Source organism: Marinicauda salina (assembly GCF_003122085.1).
Classification (GTDB): Bacteria; Pseudomonadota; Alphaproteobacteria; order Caulobacterales; family Maricaulaceae; genus Maricicauda_A; species Maricicauda_A salina.
The window spans coordinates 617,668-635,102 of sequence record NZ_QEXV01000003.1; the positions used below are offsets into that span (position 1 = coordinate 617,668).

Sequence of the window (17,435 nt, forward strand, 5' to 3'; positions counted from 1 at the left end):
GCCCGCGACGCTTCGGCCATGAGCGCCATCCGTCGCCTGTCGCCCGAAACCGTCAACCGCATCGCCGCCGGCGAGGTCGTCGAACGCCCCGCCTCGGCGGTGAAGGAGCTCGTCGAGAACGCGCTCGACGCCGGCGCCAGCCGGCTCGACATCCGCGCCGAGGGCGGCGGGCTCGCCCGGCTCGTCGTCGAGGACGACGGCCGCGGCATGAACCGAAATGAGCTCGGCCTCGCCGTCGAGCGCCACGCCACGTCGAAACTGGCCACCGACGAGACCGGCGCAGACGATCTGCTCAACATCGCGACGATGGGCTTTCGCGGCGAGGCGCTGCCCTCGATCGGCTCGGTCGCGCGGCTGGCGATCACCACCCAGGGCGAAGAGCTGGGCGATTGCTGGTCGATCGAGGTCGAAGGCGGCGAGACCTCCGAGGTCCGGCCCGCGCCCGCGCTCGGCCGGCGGGGGACGCGCGTCGAGGTGCGCGACCTGTTCTACGCCACGCCGGCGCGGCTGAAATTCCTCAAATCCGAGCGCGCCGAGGCGACCGCGCTCGCCGACGTGGTCAAGCGCCTCGCGCTGTCGCGGCCCGATGTCGGCTTCTTCCTGACCGTCGACGGCCGGGCGCGGTTGTCGCTCGCCGCCGAGACGGCGCCGGACGAGGCCGAGGCGCGGCGGGCGCGGCTGTCGGCCCTGCTCGGCCGCGAGTTCGGCGAGAACGCGCTCGCCATCGAGACCGAGCGCGAAGGCGTGCGCGTGACCGGCTGGGCGAGCCTGCCGACATACAATCGCGGCTCGAACCAGCACCAGTTCCTGTTCGTCAACGGCCGGCCGGTGAAGGACAGGCTGCTGGTCGGCGCGGTGCGCGGCGCCTACCAGGATTTCCTCGCCCGCGACCGGCACCCTGTCGTCGCGCTCTATGTCGACCTCCCCGGCGGGCTGGTCGACGTCAACGTCCATCCGGCCAAGGCCGAGGTGCGCTTCCGCGATTCCGGGCTGGTGCGCGGGCTGATCGTCGGCGCGCTGCGTCATGCGCTGGCCGGCGCCGGCCACCGCGCCTCGACGACGGTCGCCGGCTTCGCGCTCGGCCGGGCCCGCGCCGAGGGCGCGCCGTCCGCGCCCTGGCGCGGCGGATCGGCCCCCTCGCCCGTCTACGAGCAGAGCCTGCGCCCGGAGCCGGGCGAACTGGCGCTCGCCGAGACCGCCTCGGCGCGCTACGAGGCCGGTCCGGCGCCGGCCATGGAGAGCGCGGCCGAGACGGAGGCCGCGCCCGCGCCGGACCTGCCGCTCGGCGTGGCGCGCGCCCAGCTTCACGAGACCTATATCGTCGCCCAGACCGGAGACGGCGTGGTCATCGTCGACCAGCACGCCGCCCACGAGCGCCTCGTCTACGAGCGCATGAAGGCCCAGCTCGCCGAGGCCGGCGTCGGCCGCCAGGCCCTGCTCGTGCCCGAGATCATCGAACTCGACGAGGCCGAGGCGCGCCGGGTGCTCGACCGGGCCGCCGAGTTCGCCGAGCTCGGCCTCGTCATCGAGGCCTTCGGCCCCGGCGCGGTGGCGGTGCGCGAGACGCCGGCGCTGCTGAAGCGCCTCGACGTGCAGGGGCTGATCCGCGACCTCGCCGATGAGCTCGCCGAGTTCGACGAGGCGCTGTCGCTGAAGGAAAAGCTCGAGGAAGTCGTCTCCACCATGGCCTGCCACGGCTCGGTGCGCTCGGGCCGGCGCATGAACGCCGACGAGATGAACGCGCTCCTGCGCGAGATGGAGGCGACGCCCCATTCCGGCCAGTGCAATCACGGCCGGCCCACCTACGTCGAACTCAAGCTCGCCGATATCGAGCGCCTGTTCGGACGGCGGTGAACGCCCAGCTGTCATTCGGTTGAACGGGTTCACCTGCTCTTAAGCATGCGCCCCTTCTTGTCAGCTCTCGGACACGGAGCCAGGAGCGCGGCCACGCAATGGAATCGACGAGCAACCCAAACGCCCGGGCGCGGCTGCGCAACGGCGTGATCGCGGCCGCGGCGATCCTCGCGGTGAGCCTCGCCGTGTGGACGTTCGGCGCGGTGAACGCCGAGCGCGATCGGGCGCGCCGGCTTGAAGAGGCGATCGAGCTGTCGGCGGTCGCCAGCGTCCTGCTGCACGATCTCGATCGCGAGCGCAGCGAGGCGGTCTATGTCACGGCCGATCCGGCGGCCGCGAAGGCCGATTTCAACGCCCGCGCCCGAAATACGGACGACGCCATCGCGACCGTCGTCGACGGGCTCGCGCCCGCCGGCGGCGCGAAGCGCCTGCTCGGGCCGCAGGATCCCGTCGCCGAGCACGCCCTGTCCGCGCTGGAGCGGCTCGACGGCCTGCGGGCGGCGGTCAACGCCCGGTCGCTGGCGCCCGACGAAACCGCGGCGCGCTACACCCGCGTCATCGACGCGCTCATCGCCGACCAGGGCGCGATGCTCGCCCGGCTCTCGCCGGAGCGCCCCGACATCGCCCACGCGCTCATCGCGCTCGCCAGGCTCGCCGACCGGGTCGGCCTGGAGCGCGGCCTTGGCTGTCTCGGATTCGCCGTCCACGGCATGCCGCCCATGCTGGAGACGCTGCTGACCTCGGCGCACGCCGAGCAGGCGCTCAACCGCTCCCGGTTCGTCGAGCATGCGCCGCCCGAGCGCGCCGCAATGCTGCGCGCCACGATCGCCCGGACCGAAACCCCCGAGCAGGCGCGCGCCCGCACGCTGCTCGCGGCCTCGGCGCGCGGCGCCGAGCTCGACGCAAGCCTGCACGGCGCCTGGTCGGGATCGATGCGCGAGCTGAGCGCGGATCTCTCCGTGCTCAAGAACGTCTATCTGCGCGAGTCGCTCGAAGGGCTCGTCATCCGCCATCGCGCCCGCGCCCGGGCGCGGCTCATTCTCGGCGGCGGCGCGACCGGCGGCGCCGTCCTTCTGCTTCTGGTGGCGATGGCCGTGTTCAGGAAGCCGAAGCCGGGCGCTGGCGGCGCATCCGCCGCATCGGAAGGCGCAGCCTAGCCCCGCTTCAGATAGACCACCCGCGCCGCGCCGTGGACGGCGTCGTCGAGGCGGTCCCAGCCGGGCGTCTCCGGCGCCTCGTCGGCGCCGACCTCGAACACGGCGACCGCGTCTTCGGCGACCCAGCCGCCCTCGATCAGGCGGGCGAGCGCCTTTTCCCCCAGGCCCTTGCCGTAGGGCGGATCGAGGAAGACGAGATCGAAGGCCGGGCCGACATTGGCCGGCTTGTCGCCGAGCTGCGTCGCGTCCCGGCGATGGATGCGCGTATTCCCCCAGAGCCCGAGCGTCTCGACATTGGCGCGGATGGCGCCGCGCGCGGCCGCGTCGGTCTCGACGAACAGGCAGAATTCCGCCGCCCGGCTCATCGCCTCGAAGCCGAGCGCGCCGGAGCCGGCGAACAGGTCGATCACGCGGCGGCCCGCGACGCCCGCGCTCCAGGGCGCGTGGGCGAGCTTGTTGAAAACCGCCTCGCGCGTGCGGTCGGCCGTCGGGCGCGTCGCCCGGCCCTTCGGCGCGGCGAGCGGCCGACCCTTGAACTCACCGCCGACGATTCGCACCGCCCCGTCCCTTCCTACCGTCCGCCGGCGCGGCGCCGGCGGGATAGCCCTCGGCGTCGAGCCGATAGAGCTTGCCGAGCTGGTCGCGCAGGACGGCGGTCTTGACCTCCTCGACCGCGCCGGGCTTGAGCGAGCCGAGCTGGAACGGGCCGTAGGCGGTGCGCAGGAGCCGGTTCACCGCGAGCCCGATGTGGGAGAGCACCTTGCGCACCTCGCGGTTCTTGCCTTCCTTGAGCCGCACGGTGAGCCAGACATTGGAGCCCGTCCGGCGGTCGACCTCCGCCTCGATCGGCCCGTACTTCACGCCCTCGACCGTGACGCCGTCCTTCAGCGACTCGAGCTGCTTGTCGGTGACCTCGCCCCAGGCGCGCACGCGATAGCGCCGCGTCCAGCCGGTGGCGGGCAGCTCGAGCACGCGGGCGAGCTCGCCGTCATTGGTGAGCAGCAGAAGCCCTTCCGAGTTGAGATCGAGCCGGCCCACCGAGATCACCCGGCCCATGTCGTCGGGCAGGCGATCGAACACCGTCTCGCGGCCTTGCGGGTCGGCGTGCGTCGTCACCAGCCCGGCGGGCTTGTGAAAACGCCAGACCCGCGTCGGCGGCCGCGCCCCGACCGGTTCGCCGTCGAAGCGGATATCGTCGCCGGGCCTCACCTTGAACGCCGGCGTCGTCAGCGTCTCGCCGTTCACCGAGATCCGGCCCGCCTCGATCAGGCGCTCGGCCTCGCGGCGCGAGGCGACGCCGGCGTGGGCGAGCACCTTGGCGATGCGCTCGCCCCCGGGCTTCTCGTTCGACTCGCTCACGCTTGCAGGCTCCCCGGATGCGGGCTAGGCGAAGCCGTCATGACCTCGCGCGACGAAGCCCTTATGAAGCGCGCGCTCGCCGAAGCGCAAGCCGCCGCGGCCGCCGGCGAGGCGCCGATCGGCGCGCTCGTCGTCGATCCGCAGACCGACGCGGTCGTCGCCGCCGCTCGCAACGCCCCCATCGCGGAGCACGATCCCACCGCCCACGCCGAGATCCTGGCCCTGCGCGAAGCGGCGCGGAAGCGCGGCAATTACCGGCTCACGGGCCTCGAACTCTTCGTCACGCTCGAGCCCTGCGCGATGTGCGCCGGCGCGATCAGCCACGCCCGCATCTCCCGGCTGGTCTACGGCGCAAGCGACGAGAAGGGCGGCGCGGTCGAACACGGCCCGCGCTTCTTCGAACAGCCCACCTGCCACTGGCGCCCCGACGTGGTCTCCGGGGTGATGGCCGAAGAAAGCGCGGATCTCCTGCGGGGCTTCTTCCGGGAACGGCGGGGGAAAGGGTGAAGCGCCGCGGGGCGCCGGGTAATTCCCGGACGCGCCGCAGGCGCGATCCGGGACCGCCCGGCGACAGCCCTCCCCTCATCTCACTTCTCCCCTCCATGAGGGGAGAAGGGACGTCAGCGTCGGCGCGCTGTCTCGAAACGTCGCGCCAGGCTCCGATTCCTCTCCCCCTGACAGGGGGAAAGGTCAGGTGAGGGGGCGGGGTGATTGAATTCCCGGGCGCGCCGCAGGCGCGATCCGGGATCTCTCTGCGAATAGTCACCCGGAGGCCCCGGCTCTCCCTCCGGTCGGCCGGTGTTTCAAGTTTCAGCCGCATACACCCTCCCTCCCCTTGATGGGGAGGGTCGCGAGCGCAGCGAGCGGGGTGGGGTGACGGCCGAAGGGCGCTCTATGCTCGCCCCCCCACCCGGCCGGACCTGCGGTCCGTCCACCCTCCCCACGAGGGGGAGGGAGGGAGGGTCACTTCGCGGCCTCCTCAGGATGAGGGGATCGGGGCGTCTCGAAGGATGAGGGCCATCCTTCCCTACCCGGCGATCAGGTCGAGCCATTCCTGCTCGGAGAGCACCTCCACCCCCAGCTCTTCGGCCTTCTTGAGCTTGGAGCCGGCGCCGGGACCGGCGACGACGTAATCGGTCTTTCCCGACACCGAGGACGACACCTTCGCGCCGAGGGATTGCGCGCGCGCCTTGGCTTCTTCGCGTGTGAACTTTTCTAGCGAACCGGTGAAGACGACCGTCTTGCCGGAGACGGGGCTCTCGGCGGCGGGCGCCTCGGCGTCGCGTATGGAGACCTGTTCGAGAAGGCGGTCGAGCGCCTCGGCGTTGTGGGCCTCGTCGAAGAAGCGGCCGATGGAATCCGCGGCGACCTGGCCCACCCCGTCGATATCGATCAGCGTCTGGCGCTTCGACGAGTCCGCGTCGTCGGCCTTCTTCGCGGTCTCGAAGAAGGCGTCCCAGGAGCCATAGACGGTCGCCAGCAGGCGCGCCGTCGTCTCGCCGACATGCCGGATCCCCAGCGCATTGAGGAAACGCCAGAGATCGATCTCGCGGCGCGCCGCGATCGCGTCGAACAGGTTGGAGACGGACTTCTCGCCCCAGCCCTCGCGTTCACGCAGCGGCGGTTCGATCTCGCCGGCCTCGTCGCGCGCCTTCAGCGTGAAGATGTCGGCGGGCTCGGCGATCACCCCGTCGTCGTAGAACTCCTCGACCTGCTTGCCGCCGAGCCCCTCGATGTCGAAGGCCGAGCGCGAGACGAAGTGTTTCAGATGCTCGCGGCGCTGGTAGGGACAGGCGAACTCGCCGGTGCAGCGGCGCACCGCGCCCTTTTCGCCGGTGCGCTCGTTGACCTCGCGCACCGCCGGAGTCTTCAGGGGACACGGACAGACCGTCGGGAATTCGTACGGCTTCGCGTCGTTCGGCCGGCGCTTCTTCACCGCCTCGACGATCTGGGGAATGACGTCGCCGGCGCGCTGGACGACGACGAAATCGCCCTCGCGCACGTCCTTGCGCGCGATCTCGTCCTCGTTGTGGAGCGTCGCGTTGGAGACCACCACGCCGCCTACGGTGACCGGCTCGAGCTTGGCCACCGGAGTCATGGCGCCGGTGCGGCCGACCTGGATCTCGATGCGCTCGAGCCGCGTCGTCGCTTTCTCCGGCGAGAACTTGTAGGCGATCGCCCAGCGCGGCGAGCGGGAGACATAGCCCAGCCGGTCCTGCCAGGCGAGGCGGTCGACCTTGTAGACGACGCCGTCGATGTCGTAGCCGAGCCGCGAGCGCTGCGCCTCGATCTCTTCATAGACCTTGAGCGCGGCCTCCAGGCTTTCGACGCGCTCCATCAGGGGATTGGTGGTGAAGCCGAAGGCGTCGAGCCGCTCGACGGCCTCGAGCTGGGTCTCGCCCAGCGGCTCGGAGACGTCGCCCCAGGCGTAGGCGAAGAATTTCAGCGGCCGGCGCGCGGTCACCGCCGGGTCGAGCTGCCTGAGCGAGCCCGCCGCGGCGTTGCGGGGATTCTTGTACTCGGCCTTTCCCTGCTTGCGCTGGCGTTCGTTGAGCGCGGCGAAATCATCGTGGCTCATATAGACCTCGCCGCGCACCTCGACGCGCTTGGGCCAGCCCGAGCCTTTCAGCGTCTTGGGTATGTCGGCGAGCGTGCGGAGGTTCTCCGTGACGTTCTCGCCGGTCCGCCCGTCGCCGCGCGTGGCGCCCACGACGAGCTCGCCGTTCTCGTAGCGCAGATTGGCGCTCAGCCCGTCGATCTTCGGTTCGGCGGTGAGCGCGAGCGTCTCGTCCTCGTCCAGCCCCAGGAAGCGCCGCACGCGCTTGATGAAGTCCTCGACGTCGCCGGCGTCGAAGGCGTTGCCCAGCGAGTACATCGGAACGAGGTGCTCGACCTCGGTGAACTCCTCGGCCGGCGCCGCGCCGACGCGCTCCGACGGGCTGTCGTCGCGCTTGAGATCGGGGAAGCGCGACTCGATCGCGGCGTTGCGATGCCGCAGCGCGTCATAGGCCGCGTCGGAGATGACCGGCTCGTCCTTCTGGTAATAGGCGCGATCATGCTTCGCGATCTCCTTCGCGAGCCGGGCCAGCTCGGCGCGGGCCTCGTCCTCGGTGAGATCGGAAACATCCTTGTGGGCGGGCTTCATGGCGACGCGTCCCCTTTCCTCCCCCGTTCACGGGGGAGGTGTCAGCGAAGCTGACGGAGGGGGGACGGGCCGCAGAACTCCCCCCTCCACCACTTCGTGGTCCGTTCACCGCTTCGACCGATCCCCCGGATCGGCCTCCTGCGGCTCTCCCCCCGCAAGCGGGGGAGGAAACAAAGCTCGGCGCGCAACCACATCATGACGCCATCAGCTGGTCGGCGGCGGCGCGGGCCGCCTCGGTGATCTCCGCGCCCGAGAGCATGCGCGCGATCTCTTCCCGACGGGCCGGGCCGTCGAGGGCGACGACGGTCGTGCGCACGCCGCCTTCGACCTCGCGCTTCTCGATGCGCCAGTGGTGATCGGCGCGCGCGGCGACCTGCGGGCTGTGCGTGACGACCAGCGCCTGGCCGTCCGCGGCGAGCCGGGCCAGCCGCGCGCCGACGGCGTCGGCGACCGCGCCGCCGACGCCCTGGTCGACCTCGTCGAAGACCATGACGAGCCCGTCCGAGCGCCCGGCCAGGCAGACCTTGAGCGCCAGCGCGAAGCGCGACAGCTCGCCGCCCGAGGCGATCTTGTCGAGCGGACCGAAGGGCGCGCCGGGATTGGTGGCGACCTCGAAGGCGACGACGTCGCGGCCCTGCGGTCCGGCGCGGGTTTCGTCGGGCGTTACGCTGACGCGGAAGCGGGCCTTGTCGAGCTTGAGCGGGCCCAGCTCGGCCTCGACCGCCGCGGCGAGGGCCTCGGCGGCCTTCGCGCGCACGGCCGACAGCGCCCCGGCGGCGCGATCGTAATCGGTCGCGGCGGCCTCCAGCGCGGCGCGGGCCTCCTTGAGCCGGTCGTCGGCGTGCTCGACCGCCTCGAGGCGCTCGGCCATGCGGCCGCGATGGGCGGCGAGATCGTCGACGGCGACGTCGTGCTTGCGCGCCGCGGCGCGCAGGGCGAACAGGCGCTCCTCGACCTTGTCGAGCCGGCCGGGCTCGACGGCGAAGGCCGCCCCGGCGTCGGAAAGCGATTCCTCGGCCTCGTTGAATTCGATCAGCGCGCGATCGAGCGCGCCGGCGGCCCGTTCAAGCGCGGCGCGCGCCGTCGCCGCCGCGCCGTCGCCCTCCTCGGCGTCCGCCGCGCCGATGGCGTCGCGCACGCGCTCGAGCCCGCGCAGCGCCGCGTTGAGACGGCCGCTCAATCCTTCCCCGCCGGCGAGCAGCTCGCTGGCGGCCTGGATCTCGGCGAGCGCGGTCTCGGCCTGCTGGAGGAATTTGCGCTCGTCGGCCAGCGTCGTCTCCTCGCCGGCCTGCGGATCGAGCTCGTCGAGCTCCTCGACAGCGTGACGCAGGAAGCTCTCCTCGGAGGCGGCCCGGTCGCGCGCGGCCTCGAGTTCGTTGACGCGGTCGCGCGCCTCGGCGAGCGCGGTCCAGGCCGTCCGCGTCGCCTCGAGCTCGGCGGGGCATCCGGCGTAGTCGTCCAGAAGCCCGCGATGGGTCTTGGGGTCGAGCAGGCCCCGCCCGTCATGCTGGCCATGGATCTCGACGAAGAGATCGCCGAGCGCGCGCAGCAGCGAGACGCTGGCGGGCTGATCGTTGACATAGGCGCGCGACCGGCCGTCGGCGCCGAGCGTGCGGCGCAGGATGAGCGGCTCGCCCGGCTCGGCCGTGACGCCCGCCTCGTCGAGCAGCGCCCACGCGGCGTGATCCGGGGCGATCTCGAACACCGCTGTCGCCGCGGCCTGCTCGGCGCCGGAGCGCACGAGCGCCCGGTCGGCGCGATCGCCGCAGGCCAGGCCGAGCGCGCCGAGCAGGATCGACTTGCCCGCCCCGGTCTCGCCGGTGAGCGTGCTCAGTCCGGGCGCGAACTCGAGATCGAGGCGCTCGATGAGGACGATGTCGCGGATCGAGAGAGACGCCAGCATGACCGGGCGCGCCGCCCTCCTCGCCGGTCTAACCGAAGATGCGGTCCATCGCGCGGCGCAGGAGGCCGGGATCCTCCTCCTCCACGGCGTCGCCCGGCACGTCGATGCCGCGCGAGGTGAGGAGGTCGTAGCTGTCGGAATACCACGCCGAGCCCGGGAAGTTGTGTCCAAGCACCGCGGCGACCTGGCGGGCCTCCTCGTCGACGCCGAGCGAGACATAGGATTCGACGAGCCGGTGCAGCGCCTCGGGGACGTGGCTCGTGGTCTGATAGTCCTGAATGACGGTCTGGAAACGGTTGATCGCGGCGAGGTGGTAGCCGTTGCGCAGATACCACCGCCCGACGCTCATCTCCTTACCGGCCAGGTGATCGCGCGTCATGTCGATCTTGAGCCGCGCGTCCTGGGCGTACGGGGTGCCCGGATAGCGGCGCACGACCTGCTGGAGCGCGTCCATCGCCTGGCGGGTCGTCGACTGGTCGCGGCCGACATCGTAGATGCGCTCGTAATGGCTGACGGCGATCAGGTAATAGGCGTAGGGCGCGCTCGAACTGCCCGGATGCAGGGCCACGAAGCGCTCGGCGTCGGAAATCGCCTCTTCGTAGTTGTTGCCGCGATAGTTCGCATACGCCGCCATCAGCATCGAGCGGCGCGCCCACTCCGAGAACGGATGCTGGCGCTCGACCTCGTCGAAGAACTGCGCGGCCTCCTGGTAGCGCCGCCGCTCGAGATGGGAGAAGCCTTCATTGTAGAGCTGCTCGACGGGCTGCTCGACATAGGCCAGCTCGGTCTGGTTCCGCCCGCCGCACGCCGCCAGCGTCGAGGCGAGCGCGATCAGGACACAGGCGCGAAGGGCGAACTTCATCGAGACACCGTCCTCAACAGCGAGAGCGTTTCCGGGCGCGCCCGCGCGGGAGCGCCCCCGCATCCGCGGAGCCACCGGGTTTTAGCCCATCCGCCGCTTCGGAAAAAGCGTCCCGTGAACCTCGGACCGGACGCGTCAGCTGCGCGCCGCCCGGCCCGGCTCCACCTCGATCTCCGCCAGCGAGACCATGCGCCACGCCTCGGCGTCGGCCATGAGGGCGCGCACCGCGGCGTTGTTGAGCCCGTGTCCCGGGCGCTCGGCCCGGTAGAGCGCGAGCAGCGGACCGCCGGCGAGATAGAGGTCGCCGAGCGCGTCGAGCGCCTTGTGCCGGACGAACTCGTCGGCGAATCGCAGGCCCTCGGGATTGGCCACGCCGCCGTCGTCCTCGACGACCACGGCGTTGTCCATCGAACCGCCGCGGGCGAGGCCGGCCTTCATCATGGCGTCGACATCGCGCCGGAAGCCGAAGGTGCGCGCCGGCGCGACGGCGTCGACGAAGGCCTCGCGGCTGACCTCGAAGGCGTAGCTCTGACGGCCGATCGCGGAATCGGCGAAATCGATCTCGACGTCGATGGCCGGCTTCAGCGACGGCAGGAAGGCCGCGCGGCGGCCGTCGAGCTCGATGGTGACGGGCTTGAGCACCTGGATCGCCCGCCGCGCGGCGGGATGCGTCTTCAGGCCCGCGCGCAGGATCAGGTCGACGAAGGGCCGCGACGAGCCGTCCATCGCCGGGATCTCCGGTCCGTCGAGCTCGACGACGAGATCGTCGACGCCCAGCCCGGCCAGCGCCGCCATGAGATGCTCGACCGTCGAGACCGAGGCGCCGGCCGCGTTCGTCACGGTCGTGCCCAGCTCGGTCGACGTCACGAGATCGTGCCGCGCGGGAATCCGCGCCGAGTCGATATCGACATCGTTCCTGAAGAATACGATCCCCGAACCGGACGGCGCCGGCTTCAGCGCCATCCGGACGCGCGCGCCCGTGTGCAAACCGATCCCGGCACACACGGCCGCGGACGCAAGCGTCGTTCTCTCACCCATCGATCCAGCCCACGCTGTACTGACCCAGGTCCGCCGCACGCGCCTCGGCGCAGGGGCGCACCTCCCCTCATTCCCCTTCACCCTAGGGTTCCGCGCCGGCGGCACAATTAAAGCATTGTTGCAGCGTGTTACGTTGCGCCCGAACGCGACGGAGGCGGCCGAACCGGCCGCCTCCGCGCATCGCATCATGGCGTGATCTGGAGTCTCAGTTCGCCTGCCGGCGCAGGAAGGCGGGGATCTCCAGCTCGGACTCGTCGATCTCCTCGTTGAACAGATCGCCGCTATTGCGCTGCTCGGGGTCCGGCTGCGGGTTCGCGCGCGGCGCCGGCTGGGCCGGCGCGGCCTGCTCGGACGGCCTGGAGCGGCGGCCGAACAACGAGATGCCGCGTTTCGGCGGCTCCGGGGCGCGACGCCGGTCCGGCTCCTCCTCGGTGCGCGCGCCGACCTGGCGGGCGAGCCGTTCCTGGGCCTGGACGACGGCGGGCTTGCTCGCCTCGGCGTCGGTGTAGCCGTCGGGCGCGCTCAGTTCGCGATCGACGCCGGAGACCGGCTCGGCCGGCTCGGCGGGGGCGGACCGGGCCGCCGGCGCCTGACCCGCCTGCGCGGCCGGGCGCCCCTGTTCGGCGACCTGGGGCGTTTCGTTCACCGCCTCGTCGGCGACCCGGCGGACGAAGGGTTCGGCCTGGCGCGGCTGGCGCGCCTCGCGGCCTTTCCAGGCGTTGACGACCTGCGCGGGCTGGGCGGCGTCGGGACGACGGCGCGGATCGGCCGATTCCATCACCTCGGAATCGATGCCCGTCGCCACGACCGAGACCCGGATGCAGCCCTCGAGGCTCTCGTCGAAGGTCGAGCCGACGATGATGTTGGCGTCCGGATCGACCTCGTTGCGGATCTCGTTGGCCGCCTCGTCGACCTCGTAGAGCGTCATGTCCATGCCGCCGGTGATGTTGATCAGCACGCCGCGCGCGCCCTTCATCGAGACGTCGTCGAGCAGCGGGTTGGCGATGGCGGCGTGGGCGGCCTCGACGGCGCGCTTGTCGCCGGAGGCCTCGCCGGTGCCCATCATCGCCTTGCCCATCTCGTTCATCACCGTGCGCACGTCGGCGAAGTCGAGATTGATGAGGCCGGGCATGACCATGAGGTCGGTGATGCCGCGCACGCCCGAATGCAGCACCTGGTCGGCCATGCCGAACGCCTCGGCGAAGGTCGTCTTCTCCGTGGCGATGCGGAACAGGTTCTGGTTCGGGATGATGATCAGCGTGTCGACATGCTGCTGAAGCTGCTCGATGCCGGACTCGGCGATCTTCATCCGCCGCGAGCCCTCGAAATGGAACGGCTTGGTCACCACGCCGACGGTGAGCACGCCCTGCTCGCGGGCGGCGCGCGCGATCACCGGCGCCGCGCCGGTGCCGGTGCCCCCGCCCATGCCCGCGGTGATGAACACCATGTGGGCGGCGTGGAGATGCTCCATGATCTCGCCGAGCGAGTCCTCGGCGGCCTGCTCGCCGACTTCGGGCCGGGCGCCCGCGCCGAGCCCCTCGGTGATCTGGTGGCCCATCTGGATGCGCCGGTCCGTGCCCGAGCGCTGCAGCGCCTGGGCGTCGGTGTTCGCCACCACGAAATCGACGCCCTCGAGATTGGCGTCGATCATGTTGTTGACCGCGTTGCCGCCGGCGCCGCCGACGCCGAACACGAGGATGCGCGGCTTCAGTTCGGTCGTTTCGGGGGCGGAGAGATTCAGCGACATGGGGGAGCGGCTCCGTACACCAGAGGGCAAGGATTGTTATTCAGAGGTGAACACTCTCGACCCGGTTGTTTAATCGACAGTTAAACCAAGCCCCTCCAAGCGCCCCGAATTCATCGGAACACTTCGCGAACAAATAACCGATTCCGGGAACGCGGAGCCGCCGTTCAGAAGCTCTCGGCGAGCCAGCGCAGGAAGGCGCGGGGACCGCCCTCGCCCGAGACGCGCGTCGAACGCCGCTCGGACGCCGCGGCGAAACGCGGCGGGCCGGCGATCGCTTCAGCCGGCCCGCGGCTGTGGCGAATGATCACGCCGGCGCACGCCGAGAAGGCCGGGCCCGAGACGGCGTCGCCCAGGCCGGCGACGCCTTCGGGCCGGCCGACGCGCACCTGCTTGTTGAGCACGCGGCCGGCGAGTTCGGCGGTTCCGGGCAATTGCGCCGCGCCGCCGGTGAGCACGAGGCGCCGACCCGCGGCCTTGGCCGCCCCGGCGGTCTCGGCGCGGTCGCGGAGCAGCTCGAACACCTCCTCGAGCCGCGGCCGGATGACGGCGTTGAGCAGGGAGCGCGGCTGCTGGGCCATGGTCGCGCCCGCGTCCCCGCCGACGGGCGGCGTCTCGATCATCACCTGGTCGTCGTCCGGGCTGTCGAGCGCCGAGCCGTAGAGCACCTTGATCCGGTCGGCGGCCGAAAGCGGCGTCGACAGGCCGCGGGCGATGTCGCTGGTGACGTGCGCCCCGCCCACCGGCAGGCAGTCGACATGAACCAGCGAGCCCTCGGCGAACACGCCCAGCGTGGTCGTGTGCGCGCCCATGTCGACGATCATCGCGCCGAGCGACATCTCGTCCTCCGCGAGCGCGGCGAGCCCGGCCGCGTAGGGCGTGGCGACGACGCCGGCGACGTCGAGCCGGCAGCGCTCGACGCAGGAGATCAGGTTGAGCAGCGGATCGGACGCCGCGGTGATGATGTGGAGATCGACCCCCAGCACGCGGCCGAACATGCCGCGCGGATCCTTGACGCCGCGATGGCCGTCGACGCGCCAGCCGAGCGGAATGGCGTGGAGCGTGACGCGGCCGGGCTGGAAGAATTCCTGCAGTCCGGCGGTGAGCGCCCGGCGCAGATCTCGATCGGTGATCTCGCCGCGCGAGAGCGGCGCCTCGACCGCGAGCCGCGTCGAGGCCGGCAGGCCCGCTGAAGCGACCAGCGTCACTTCCGAGACGGCGTGGCCGGCCATGCGCTCGGCCTTCTCGACGGCCTCGCGGATGGCGTCGGCGGCCGCATCCATGTCGACGACGGCGCCGCCGCGCACGCCGCGGCTGGACTGATGGCCCACCCCGATGACGCGCGGCCGCGCGCCGGCCAGCGTCTGCTCGGTCTTGACGATGAAGCACACGATCTTCGACGCGCCGATGTCGAGCGCGGCGAACAGGCCGGGCTTGCGCGGCGCGGCGGCCTCGTCCTGCGGTCGGAGAAAACTCATCAGTCCCATGATCGTCAGGCTCCCCGCCCCGGCGCCTCGGAAGCGCGATCCGGCCAGGCGCGGATCACCAGATCTCCCTCGTTGCGCAGATCGAACGTCCTCGCGTCCAGATGAAGCACGCCGCGATCGGCGTGGAGCGCGGCGATCATCGCCAGCGCCGAGGCCGGGTCCTCCTCCGGCAGCATCACGTCGCCGCCTCCGGCGAGACGCAGGTTCCAGCGCCGCTCGCCGACGCGGACGGCGTGCGTGACCAGCTCGGAGACGGTCGGCTGGCGCGCCAGAAGCGTCAGGATCTCGACCGCGGCGGTGTTGGCGCCGGCGCCGACGACGCGCGGCAGGTCGGCGTAATCGCCGGGATCGGCCGCCTCGATGACGACGCCCGAACGGTCGACGACGCGATAGCGTCCCTCGTTCTGCCACAGCGCGTAGGGGCGGCGCTCGGCGAGGCGCACCGCGATGCGGTCGGGCCAGAGCCGGGCGACGGTCGCGTGTTCGACCCAGCTCAGCGCCTCGACGGCCTCGCGGGCGGCGGCGGGATCGAGCGAAAGCATGCTGGCGCCGGGCTCGACGCCGATGACGCGGGCGATCTCCTCGGCCGAGACGCGGCGCGAGCCGGCGACCTCGACGACGGCGGGGGTGAAGCCGGCGGCGGCCATGCGCTGGGCCACGCCGTCATGAATGCGCGCGCCCATGTCGTCGAGCCGGCCAGCCGCCCAGGCCAGCCCCATCGCCACGGCGAGCACGCCCATCGCGGCGAAGCCCGCCAGCCTGAGCGCATGCACGCCGCGATAGCGCGCCGCGCGCAGCCGGGCGCTCGCCCAGTTGGCGACCTTGCGCCGGCGCTCCGGCGCGGTCTTTCGCGCGTTCCGCCGGGACCTTGCGTGCTGTTTCTTGCCAGAGCCGCGAGCGTCGCCGGCGCGTCTCACCTTGGGCACGACGCGTCCTCCGCCATCCACTCGACGAGATCGGGAAAATCGATCCCGCAGTGCGCCGCCTGTTCCGGCGCGAGCGATGTCGGAGTCATGCCGGGTTGGGTGTTAATTTCGAGTAACCAAACCCGGCCGTCGCCGGGTTCGTCCCAGCGGAAATCGGTGCGCGTCAGCCCCCGGCAGCCGATCTCGCGATGCGCCGTGAGCGCGGCCTGCATCGCCTGTGCGGCGACGGCGGCGGGAACGTCCGCCGGCAGGATGTGGTCCGAGCCGCCGGCGGCGTACTTCGCCTCGTAATCGTAGAAGGCCGTCTTCGGCACGATCTCGGTGACCGCCAGCGGCCGGTCGTCCATGACCGCCACGGTGAGCTCGCGGCCGGAGATGAACTTCTCGATCAGCACCTCGTCGCCATAGGGCCAGCTGTCGGCGGCGAGCTCGGCCGGCGGGCGGTTCGCGCCCTCGGGCACGATCAGCACGCCCACCGACGAGCCGCGATCGTTCGGCTTGGCGACATAGGGCGGTTCGATCAGATGCGTCCGCGCCGCCTCGAAGCGGTCGGCGACGACGCCCTCGGGGCAGTCGAGACCGAAGGGGCGCAGGGCGGCCTTGGTGCGCTCCTTGTCCATGGCCAGCGCCGAGGCGGCGACGCCGGAATGGGTGTAGGGCCGGCCGAAATACTCCAGCAGGCCCTGGATGCGCCCGTCCTCGCCGTACTCGCCGTGGAGCGCGTTGAAGACGATGTCGGGATCGGCGTCCTTCAGGCGGTCCCAGACATCGCGATCGACGTCGATCTCCACGACCTCGTGGCCCTTGACCCGCAACGCCTCGGCGCACTTGACGCCGGAGACCAGCGAGACCTCGCGCTCGGCGCTCATGCCGCCGAGCAGGACGGCGATGCGGCTAGTCTTCATCCTTCACCCCGATCCGCCGAACCTCCCACTCCATGTCGACGCCGGTCTCGCGCTTGATGTCGGCGCGCACGCCCTCGACCAGCGCCTCCAGGTCGGCGGCCGTCGCCGTGCCGTCATTGATCAGGAAATTCGCGTGCAGCTCGGAGAAGCGCGCCCCGCCGACGCGCCGGCCGCGGCCGCCGACCTTGTCGACGAGCTGCCAGGCCGACAGTCCGCCGCTCTGGTCCTTGTCCGGGTTCTTGAACGTCGAGCCCGAGGTCTTCTCGCGGATCGGCTGGGTCTCCTCGCGCCGGGCCGTGATCTCGTCCATGCGCTTGAGGATCGCCTCGGGTTCGTCGGGCCGGCCCTGATAGACCGCCTCGGTGAAGATCCAGTCGTCGGGCGCGTCGCTGTGGCGGTAGGCGTAGCCCATGTCCTCGACCGGAACGACGATGCGCCGGCCGCGGCGATCGAGCGCGATCGCCTCGACAAGCACGTCCTTGGTCTCGGTCCCGTAGCAGCCCGCATTCATCCTGAGCGCACCGCCGATCGCGCCCGGAACGCCGACATAGAATTCCAGCCCGGCGATCCCGGCCTTCGCCGCGGCCTTGGCGGCGGCCTTGTCGAGCGCGGCGGCGCCGACGCGCAGGCGCGCGCCCTCGAGCGCCTCGGATTTCGCGAAGCCGGGTCCCAGCTTGATGACCACGCCGGGCACGCCGGCGTCGCGGGCGAGCGTGTTCGAGCCCGCGCCGAGCACGCTGACGGGAATGTCGCGCGGCGTCTCGCCGAGGAAACGGGCGAGATCGGCCTCGTCGGCGGGCATGAACAGGACCTGCGCCGGTCCGCCGACCCTGAGCCAGGTGATGTCCTTGAGCGGCGCGTTCTCGATCAGCCGGCCGCGGACCTCGGGCAGCCGGTCGAGGATGGAGGGGAAGGTCATGGGCGCGCCCCCGCTGTCCTGACGACTGAATTCCCGGGCGTAGCGTAGCGAAGACCCGGGACCTCCGGGCGATCGACGTGCCCGAGGCCCCGGCTCTCCCTCCGGTCGGCCGGGGATTCAATGGTCCTGATCGACC

Annotated in this window: 14 protein-coding genes; 3 read left to right on the forward strand and 11 right to left on the reverse strand. The window is 71.6% G+C overall.

The genetic code is table 11. The features are described 5' to 3' along the window. The first annotated feature begins 18 nt into the window (after positions 1–18). Positions 19–1,854, forward strand: a complete 1,836-nt coding sequence (mutL, locus tag DDZ18_RS08590) for a DNA mismatch repair endonuclease MutL (RefSeq protein ID WP_109252936.1) — start codon at positions 19–21, stop codon at positions 1,852–1,854. Between the two features lie 98 nt (positions 1,855–1,952). Continuing rightward, positions 1,953–3,011 carry a nitrate- and nitrite sensing domain-containing protein gene (locus tag DDZ18_RS08595; protein WP_109252937.1) on the forward strand — a complete coding sequence of 353 codons (1,059 nt, stop codon included), beginning with the start codon at positions 1,953–1,955 and terminating at the stop codon, positions 3,009–3,011. Here the strand turns inward: DDZ18_RS08595 and rsmD are convergent. Both rsmD and DDZ18_RS08605 read right to left on the reverse strand, forming a co-directional pair. Continuing rightward, positions 3,008–3,568: a 16S rRNA (guanine(966)-N(2))-methyltransferase RsmD gene (gene rsmD / locus DDZ18_RS08600; protein WP_109252938.1), complete on the reverse strand. Its 561-nt coding sequence runs from the start codon at positions 3,566–3,568 to the stop codon at positions 3,008–3,010. The two genes, DDZ18_RS08595 and rsmD, sit on opposite strands and share 4 nt — an antisense overlap. Further along, complete coding sequence (locus DDZ18_RS08605; protein ID WP_109252939.1) at positions 3,549–4,370, reverse strand: pseudouridine synthase; 822 nt, start codon at positions 4,368–4,370, stop codon at positions 3,549–3,551. The genes rsmD and DDZ18_RS08605 overlap by 20 nt, the downstream gene beginning before the upstream one ends. A 39-nt stretch (positions 4,371–4,409) precedes the next feature. Between DDZ18_RS08605 and tadA the strand changes: the two genes are divergently transcribed. After that, positions 4,410–4,877 carry a tRNA adenosine(34) deaminase TadA gene (tadA, locus tag DDZ18_RS08610; protein WP_233245772.1) on the forward strand — a complete coding sequence of 156 codons (468 nt, stop codon included), beginning with the start codon at positions 4,410–4,412 and terminating at the stop codon, positions 4,875–4,877. A 520-nt stretch (positions 4,878–5,397) separates the two neighbouring features. On the opposite strand, the gene ligA is transcribed toward tadA, so the two are convergent. The 9 genes from ligA to murB form a co-directional block, all read right to left on the reverse strand. Next, the gene (gene ligA / locus DDZ18_RS08615) at positions 5,398–7,515 is read right to left on the reverse strand and encodes an NAD-dependent DNA ligase LigA (protein WP_109252940.1); all 2,118 of its coding nucleotides are present in this window, start codon (positions 7,513–7,515) and stop codon (positions 5,398–5,400) included. Between the two features lie 193 nt (positions 7,516–7,708). Beyond that, positions 7,709–9,418, reverse strand: coding sequence for a DNA repair protein RecN (gene recN, locus DDZ18_RS08620; protein ID WP_109252941.1), 1,710 nt, complete (start codon positions 9,416–9,418; stop codon positions 7,709–7,711). Between the two features lie 28 nt (positions 9,419–9,446). Continuing rightward, entirely contained in the window at positions 9,447–10,280 is an 834-nt protein-coding gene (locus tag DDZ18_RS08625) for an outer membrane protein assembly factor BamD (RefSeq protein ID WP_109252942.1), read from the reverse strand. A 135-nt stretch (positions 10,281–10,415) separates the two neighbouring features. Next, positions 10,416–11,318: a UDP-3-O-acyl-N-acetylglucosamine deacetylase gene (gene lpxC, locus DDZ18_RS08630; protein WP_109252943.1), complete on the reverse strand. Its 903-nt coding sequence runs from the start codon at positions 11,316–11,318 to the stop codon at positions 10,416–10,418. A 205-nt stretch (positions 11,319–11,523) separates the two neighbouring features. Then, entirely contained in the window at positions 11,524–13,065 is a 1,542-nt protein-coding gene (gene ftsZ / locus DDZ18_RS08635) for a cell division protein FtsZ (protein WP_109252944.1), read from the reverse strand. 164 nt (positions 13,066–13,229) lie between these two features. Next, positions 13,230–14,540: a cell division protein FtsA gene (gene ftsA / locus DDZ18_RS08640; protein ID WP_109253106.1), complete on the reverse strand. Its 1,311-nt coding sequence runs from the start codon at positions 14,538–14,540 to the stop codon at positions 13,230–13,232. Between the two features lie 14 nt (positions 14,541–14,554). Further along, positions 14,555–15,475 carry a cell division protein FtsQ/DivIB gene (locus tag DDZ18_RS08645; RefSeq protein WP_109252945.1) on the reverse strand — a complete coding sequence of 307 codons (921 nt, stop codon included), beginning with the start codon at positions 15,473–15,475 and terminating at the stop codon, positions 14,555–14,557. After that, positions 15,463–16,380 carry a D-alanine--D-alanine ligase gene (locus DDZ18_RS08650; RefSeq protein ID WP_109252946.1) on the reverse strand — a complete coding sequence of 306 codons (918 nt, stop codon included), beginning with the start codon at positions 16,378–16,380 and terminating at the stop codon, positions 15,463–15,465. Before DDZ18_RS08650 ends, DDZ18_RS08645 begins: the two co-directional genes overlap by 13 nt. Continuing rightward, positions 16,370–17,299 (reverse strand): UDP-N-acetylmuramate dehydrogenase, encoded by a 930-nt coding sequence (gene murB, locus DDZ18_RS08655; protein ID WP_109252947.1) that lies wholly within the window; start codon positions 17,297–17,299, stop codon positions 16,370–16,372. Before murB ends, DDZ18_RS08650 begins: the two co-directional genes overlap by 11 nt. Positions 17,300–17,435: the final 136 nt, after the last annotated feature.